Raw genomic sequence first — 7281 nt, 5'->3', positions numbered from 1 at the left:
CCGGACTCGACACCGACCAGTGGGCCCGCGCCCTGCGCGACGGCGGCTTCGAACTCGCCATCCTCACGGTCAAACCATCCGGGTCACTGGTCCAGCTTGTTGTCGATGGTCTTGACCGCGGAGTCCCAGGCCTCCTGCGCGGACTTGCCCTTCGTGGCGAGGATGACGCCGTTGTCCGTCAGGCCCTGCATGATGATCTGGTCCTTCGGGCCGATCACCTGCTCCGGGGCGGCCTTGGCGGCCTCCGCGAAGACCGGGCCGATCTTCTGGTCACCGGTCATCTCGTTCGTCGCGCCGGTCACCTCGGGCATGGTGTAGGCGGACGGGGCGCTCGGGAAGCTGGCCTGCACCTTGAACAGCTTCGCCTGCTGCTCCGGTGCGGTCAGCCAGGTCACGAACTTCTGGGCCTCCTTCACGTTCTTGCCGCTCTTCGGCACGGTGAGGAAGGTGCCGCCCCAGTTGCCGCCCTTGGGCGCGGTGGCCACGGCCCACTTGCCGGCGGCGTCGGGCTTGGCGTTGCCCTTGATCGTGCCGAGCATCCACGGCGGGCAGGCGATCGCGGCGAACTTGTTGTTGGCGATCGTGGAGTTCCAGCCCGGCTGGAACTGCGTCTGCGACTGGACGAGGCCCTTCTCGGCGGCTTCCGCGGTCAGGTTGAAGGCGGCGCGGACGGCCGGGTTCGACTTGTAGATGACCTTGCCGGAGGAGTCGTAGAACTTCTCCTTCTCGCTGCCCAGGATCGCCTGGATCAGACCGCCGGGGGAGTCCATGAAGAAGGTGCCCTTGGGGGCCTTGGACTTGTAGCGCTCGCCGACCTCGACGAGCTTGGCCCAGTCACCGGCCCACAGCTTGCCGACCTCGGCCGGGTCGGTCGGCAGACCGGCCTGCTTGAAGAGGTCCGTGCGGTAGCAGATGGCCATCGGGCCGACGTCGGTGCCGAGGCCGATGGTCCTGCCGTCCTTGGTGGTGGCCTGCTGCCACTTCCAGGGCAGCCACTTGCTCTTGTCCACGCCCGGAGCCTTGGACATGTCCTCGAGCTTGTCGGCCTGGGTGGCCGTGACCTCGGCGATGTTGGCGACTTCGACGGCCTGGACGTCCAGCAGACCGCTGTTGGTGGTGAGGTGGTTCAGCAGCGCCGGGTAGTAGTTCTCGTTCCGCTCGACGACGTTCTCGGCGATCTTGATCTTCGGGTTGAGCTTCTCGTACTCGGCGTAGAGACCGGCTTCCTTGAAGCCCATGGTGCCGAAGAGACCGACCGAGATCGTGGTCTTGCCGCCGCTGTCGCCGTCCGAGGAGCCGGAGCCGTTGCTCTTGCCGTCGTCGGCACAGCCGGCCAGCAGCCCGGCGCCCAGCGACGCGGCGGCCGCGAGGACCATCGCCTTGCGGGCGGTTCGGATGCGTGCTCGCATGTCGTCCTCCTGTTGCCCTGACGTGCCGACCCCCCGGCCAACTGCATGGTTGGACCCGTTTTTGCTCGCTGCGGCTCGGGCGGGGAACGTGCGGGTTGTGTATGTGTCAGGTAGTGTGGGAGCGCTCCCACCAGTGATGTGTTGAAGAGTCCCCGGTAGCGGCGGGGGTGTCAAGGGACCGGACAGCGAGATATGCGTTCAGTTATCGGGACGTTAACTGGACCCGGGCCGGACCCCGTTGCGGCCCCGGTCGTCGGTATCCGGCCAGTCGAGGTGCCGGCCGGGCGGCTCGTCGGGCGAAGCGGAACGCCGGGTGCGGCGAGCCGCCGGGAGCGGTCACGACAGCTGACGAGCCTGTTAAATTCCAGGCCAGCCGCAGAGTGCGGGTGTGGAGGGGAAGGCGGAGCCCATGGCAAGCCACGGAGCGCGGGGCCGAAGCGGTGGCCGGCCCACCCTCGAAGAGGTGGCGGCGCGCGCCGGTGTCGGCCGCGGCACGGTCTCCCGGGTGATCAACGGTTCGCCCCGGGTCAGTGACGCGACCCGCGCGGCCGTCGAGGCGGCGGTCGCCGAGCTCGGCTACGTGCCGAACACCGCGGCCCGCGCCCTCGCCGCCAACCGCACGGACGCGATCGCGCTGGTCGTGCCCGAGCCGGAGACCCGGTTCTTCTCGGAACCGTACTTCTCGGACATGCTGAAGGGCGTCGGGGCCGCGCTGGGGGACACGGAGATGCAGCTGCTGCTGATCTTCGCGGGCAGCGACCGCGAACGCCGCCGCCTCGCCCAGTACCTGGCGGCACACCGGGTGGACGGCGTCCTGCTGGTGTCGGTGCACGCCGACGACCCGCTGCCGGACCTCCTCGCCCAGCTGGAGATCCCCGCGGTGATCAGCGGTCCGCGGTCGTCGGCGGAGACCCTGCCGTCGGTCGACTCCGACAACTACGGCGGTGCCCGGCAGGCCGTGGAGCACCTGCTGTCCCGGGGCCGCCGCCGGATAGCCCACATCACCGGCCGCCTCGACGTGTACGGCGCCCAGCGCCGCGTCGACGGCTACCGCGAGGCCATGATCGACGCGGGCCTCGGGGCGGACGAGGCGCTGATCGAGCCGGGCGACTTCACGGAGGAGGGCGGCCACCGCGCCATGGCGGCGCTGCTGGAGCGCGACCCCGGCCTGGACGCGGTCTTCGCCGCCTCCGACGTCACCGCGGCCGGCGCCCGCCAGGCGCTGCGCGAGGCGGGCCGCCGCATCCCCGACGACGTGGCGCTCGTCGGCTACGACGACTCGGCCATCGCCCGCCACATGGAGCCGCCCCTCACCAGCGTCCGCCAGCCCATAGAGGAGATGGGCCGCCGGATGATCGACCTCCTCCTCACGGAGGTCGCCGACCGCCGCCCCCTCGCGTCCCGCGGCCTGGAGCGCCGGCAGATGGTCCTGGCGACGGAGCTGGTGTCCCGGTCGTCCTCGTGACGGGCCGTCCTTGGCCGGACACCACGGAGGTCGCCGGGACCGAGCCGTACCTGCGCGAGGTCCGGCCGGCGGACGGCCGGCGCTGGTGTGCCCCTGGACGAGTACCGTCCGGGCCCGTCCGTCAGAGAGGTGGCGGTCGCGGAACGAGCCACGCGCCCCGACCCCGTCGAACGGTTCACGCGGGTGGGGGAGTTCGTGGCGGCGTGGCGGTGTTCGGCGTGCTGAGGCCCAGGTAGCGGCGCAGGGCGTCCAAGCCGTCGGGCACGAACGCCCAGTTGCCGGTGGCCTTGCGCAGCTCCCGTTCGTCGAGCCAGCCGTGCCAGGCGATCTCGGCGGGGTCGGGGGTCAGGGGCCCGGTGACGACGGCCTCGTGCACCCCGAGCCAGTACGAGCTGATCGCTCCGCGGCACAGGAACGTCAGGACGGGCCGGACCGGCACCCGCACGCCCAGCTCCTCGGCCAGTTCCCGCGCCGCCGCCTCCTCATACGACTCGCCGACTCCGACGCCGCCGCCGAAGAGCCAGTCGTACCGCCCTGGAAACCGGGAGACGTGGTCCGGCCTCCGGTACACCAGTACGCGCCCCCGGGGATCACGGCAGACGGTCGTCGCGACCCGGTGCAGCCAGCCGTTGCGGATCGCCTCGTCCCGGTCGACCACCCCGATCACCCGGTCCAGCTCGTCGACCCGCTCCACCGGTTCACCCATGTCCGTCACGATGCCACGGGCGCATCAACGGGCGCTCACGTCCTGGCCGGTGCCGGTCGCCGGACCAGGTAGACGGCCGCGGTCGTGGCCAGGACGGCCATGCAGGCGATGAACACCAGGCCGGCGCCTTCCAGGCCCAGCGGCCGGGTCAGCAGGCCGACGCCGATCACCGGGACCGAGATGCCCGTGTAGGCCACCACGAACAGGGTCGAGATCACCGCCGCGCGCCGGTGCTCGGGGGACGCCGCGGCCACCTCGGACAGCGCCCCGCGGAACGCCAGGCCCTGCCCGCAGCCGCCGACGAGCGCGCTGGCCACCACCAGCGACATCAGTTCCCAGCGCAGCGCGCCCGCGAGCAGCGCGAGTCCGGCGAGGAGCCCGGCGCAGCCCAGGGGGAGCGACCGGCGGAGTCCGACCCGGCCGACGGCCAGTTGCCCGGCGGTCGACGCGAAGAACGCCAGCGCGACGACGAGGCCGCTCACGGCGTGGTCGGTCACGTCCAGGGATTCCGCGAGGAATTCGGGGCTGACCGAGGTGAACACCCCGAACAGGGCGAACCCGACGAACGAGGCGGTGGCCGCGGGGCCGAACACCGCCCGCACTTGCGGGGGCAGGGCGGGCCGCTGCGCCCGTACGGTGCGCAGCGGCTGCCGCTCCCGTACGGTCTCCGCGAGCCGCAGCAGGACGGTGGCGGAGGCGGCGACCAGGACGAGGTGGACGACGAAGGGGAGGTACAGCGGCCAGGCGGCGTACTGCGCGAGGACGCCGGAGAGCAGGGGACCGCAGCCCAGTCCGCCCATGTTGGCGGCCGTCGCCACGAACGTGGCCCGGGAGGCGCCGCCGCCCGGTGCGAGTTCCATCACGTACGCCGTGGCCGCGCCGGTGAACAGTCCGGCGGACAGCCCGGACAGCAGCCGTCCGGCGTACAGCCAGCCGAGCCCGGTGGTGCCCAGGAAGCAGACGGCGCTCGCCGCCGCGCAGCCCAGTCCGCACAGCAGCACCGGGCGCCTGCCCACCGTGTCCGAGGCGTTGCCGACCAAGAGCAGCACGCCGATGACCCCGAAGGCGTACACCGCGTACACCACGGTGACCGTCAGCTCGGAGAAGCCGAACTTGCCCTGGTAGAGGGGGTAGAGGGGAGTCGGCAGTGTGGTGCCGGCCATACAGACGGCGAACACCGCCCCGCTGAGCACACACGCGCGCCATCCCCGGCGTCCACCGTCCATGCCGCCGACCGTAACTCCGGTGACCGCCCGGCCCTGATCGGCGCGCGAAACGCATCAGCCGGTGGCTTCTTCCGAAGCCACCGGCTGATTACTCAGGGTGAGTGACGGGACTCGAACCCGCGGCATCCTGGACCACAACCAGGTGCTCTACCAGCTGAGCTACACCCACCATGACCGGCTTGGAGGTCAGTGATGTCCCCGACCGGCCGAGAAAAAGTGTACAGGGTCCGAAGGGGTGCTCGCGCACGGCTTTCGCGGCGCCCCCCGACAGGCCCCCGTCCCGCCTACTGGGCAGGCAGGACGTGCTTCGCGGCGATCGCCTTCGCGGTGTCCGAGTCGGGCCCGGGCTGCGGGACGAAGAGGGCCTCGCGGTAGTAGCGCAGTTCGGCGATGGATTCGCGGATGTCGGCGAGCGCGCGGTGGTTGCCGTTCTTCTGCGGGCTGTTGAAGTACGCCCGCGGGTACCAGCGGCGCGCCAGCTCCTTGATCGACGACACGTCGACGATCCGGTAGTGGAGGTAGTCCTCCAGGGTCGGCATGTCGCGCAGCAGGAAGCCGCGGTCCGTGCCGACGGAGTTGCCGCACAGCGGGGCCTTGCCCGGCTCCTTGACGAACTCCCTCACGTACGTCAGGACCTGCTCCTCGGCGTCCTTCAGCGTCGTGCCGTTCTCCAGCTCGGCGAGGAGCCCGGACGCGGTGTGCATCTGACGCACCACCTCCGGCATCGTCTCCAGCGCCCGCTCCGGCGGCCGGATGACGATGTCCACGCCGTCGCCGAGCACGTTCAGCTCGGAGTCGGTGACGAGGGCGGCCACCTCGATGAGCGCGTCGTCCGACAGCGAGAGGCCGGTCATCTCGCAGTCGATCCACACCATGCGATCGTTCATGTGTCTAACCTTACGGCGTCGCTCCGCGGGTCGGCCGTGTGTGCGGGTGCGGTTGTTCGCCGGGTGGGGGCGCCGGTGCCGGCCTCGTCGTCCATCGCCGGACGGGTTGGAGCCGGCTGATCGCCGCCGGCGGTCTCAGATGTCGTGCTCGAACGCCGGGCGCGCCGAGTGGTCGGGTCGGTCCGCCCGGCGGTTCGAGGTCACGTCATGTTCCGCTGCGCTGTCCCGGCAGGCTCGCCGACAGGGCCGGGGACGACCCGGCCGCGCTCGCGGCCGCCGTGCGGCGGGACTGGAGCGGGACGGGGTGCTCCGGGTGCAGCGGCGCCGGTGCCTGGCCGGGATGGCCCGGGTGGCCGGAGTGGCCCAGGTGACCCGGCGCGCTGCCGGAGCCGGGGCCGCCCGGGGCGCCGTCGGTGTCCTGCGGTCGCTCGCCCTGCGGGCGCCGGGCGCGGTACGCCGCCCGGTACGCGGCCGGGGACGAGCCGAGCTGACGGCGGAAGTGGCCGCGCAGGGCCACCGGTGAGCGGAAGCCGCAGCGGCCCGCCACCTCGTCCACCGAGTAGTCCGACGTCTCCAGCAGGCGCTGCGCCTGGAGCACCCGCTGCGTGATCAGCCACTGCAGCGGAGCGCTCCCGGTCAGCGAGCGGAAGCGGCGGTCGAACGTACGCCGGCTCATGTACGCGCGAGCCGCCAGCGTCTCCACGTCGAACTGTTCGTGGAGGTGCTCCAGCGCCCAGGCGACGACCTCGGCGAGCGGGTCGGCGCCGATCTCCTCCGGTAAAGACCTGTCGAGGTAGCGCTCCTGCCCTCCGGACCGGCGCGGCGGAACCACCAGGCGGCGGGCCAGGGCCCCTGCCGCCTCGTTGCCGTGGTCCGTCCGCACGATGTGGAGACAGAGATCGATTCCGGCCGCCGTGCCCGCCGATGTGAGCACGTCGCCGTCGTCCACGAAGAGTTCCCGTGGATCGACGTGCACCGACGGATAGCGCTTGGCCAGCGTCGGCGCGTACATCCAGTGTGTCGTCGCGGGGCGGCCGTCCAGCAGGCCCGCCGCCGCGAGGACGAAGGCGCCGGTGCACAGCCCGACGATGCGGGCGCCCTCCTCGTGGGCGCGGCGCAGCGCGTCGAGCGCCTCGTCCGGTGGCGGAGAAGTGATCGAACGCCAGGCCGGTACGACGACCGTGCCCGCGCGTGAGATCGCTTCCAGGCCATGCGGTGCGCTGAGTTCCAGGCCCCCTGTGGTCCGCAGTGGGCCGTCCTCACCGCCGCACACCAGCAGTCGGTAGCGCGGTACGCCGGCGTCCTGGCGGTCAATCCCGAACACCGACAACGGTATGGAACTCTCGAAGATGGGGCCGCCGCTGAACAGCAGCACCGCGACGATCTCCTTGCGGCGTCGCCCGGAAAGTTTCCGGGCCGCGGCTTCCGGCGCGGCAGTGGAGTCGTGGCTCATACTGCTAAGCCCCCCTCGGTGGTCGCGGCTCCTCGGTTGTGTCGCTCCTGCACGTTTCCCCTCGGTCCTGCACGAGTCCCCCGCCGTAGACAGTCAAGATCGAATCTACTGTGTCGCGTCGCGCCGAGGTGGCCG

General features: G+C 71.6%; 6 protein-coding genes and 1 tRNA gene. 1 reads left to right on the top strand and 6 read right to left on the bottom strand.

Annotation, left to right across the window (positions count from 1 at the left end; translation table 11 throughout):
- Positions 1-83: 83 nt before the first annotated feature.
- Positions 84-1409 (bottom strand): extracellular solute-binding protein, encoded by a 1326-nt coding sequence (locus ABZ948_RS25625; protein ID WP_359763233.1) that lies wholly within the window; start codon positions 1407-1409, stop codon positions 84-86.
- Between the two features lie 409 nt (positions 1410-1818).
- Here ABZ948_RS25625 and ABZ948_RS25620 point away from each other — a divergent pair, with 409 nt between their 5' ends.
- Positions 1819-2874 (top strand): LacI family DNA-binding transcriptional regulator, encoded by a 1056-nt coding sequence (locus ABZ948_RS25620; protein ID WP_359763231.1) that lies wholly within the window; start codon positions 1819-1821, stop codon positions 2872-2874.
- Positions 2875-3049: 175 nt separating this feature from the next.
- Here ABZ948_RS25620 and ABZ948_RS25615 read toward each other — a convergent pair whose 3' ends face one another.
- The 5 genes from ABZ948_RS25615 to ABZ948_RS25595 all read right to left on the bottom strand — a co-directional run bounded on the left by ABZ948_RS25615 (position 3050) and on the right by ABZ948_RS25595 (position 7146).
- A complete protein-coding gene (locus tag ABZ948_RS25615) occupies positions 3050-3580 on the bottom strand; it encodes an NUDIX hydrolase (RefSeq protein ID WP_359763229.1) in 531 nt (176 codons plus the stop codon).
- 35 nt (positions 3581-3615) lie between these two features.
- Entirely contained in the window at positions 3616-4806 is a 1191-nt protein-coding gene (locus ABZ948_RS25610; protein ID WP_359763227.1) for an MFS transporter, read from the bottom strand.
- Between the two features lie 96 nt (positions 4807-4902).
- Positions 4903-4975 (bottom strand) — tRNA-His (locus ABZ948_RS25605).
- 115 nt (positions 4976-5090) lie between these two features.
- A complete protein-coding gene (orn, locus tag ABZ948_RS25600) occupies positions 5091-5693 on the bottom strand; it encodes an oligoribonuclease (RefSeq protein WP_114252866.1) in 603 nt (200 codons plus the stop codon).
- Between the two features lie 205 nt (positions 5694-5898).
- The gene (locus ABZ948_RS25595) at positions 5899-7146 is read right to left on the bottom strand and encodes a helix-turn-helix domain-containing protein (protein WP_359763225.1); all 1248 of its coding nucleotides are present in this window, start codon (positions 7144-7146) and stop codon (positions 5899-5901) included.
- Positions 7147-7281 lie beyond the last annotated feature (135 nt).

The sequence above is a fragment of the Streptomyces olindensis genome (genome assembly GCF_040645895.1).
Taxonomy (GTDB): Bacteria; Actinomycetota; Actinomycetes; order Streptomycetales; family Streptomycetaceae; genus Streptomyces; species Streptomyces olindensis.
This window is presented reverse-complemented; position numbering and strand designations above follow the sequence as displayed.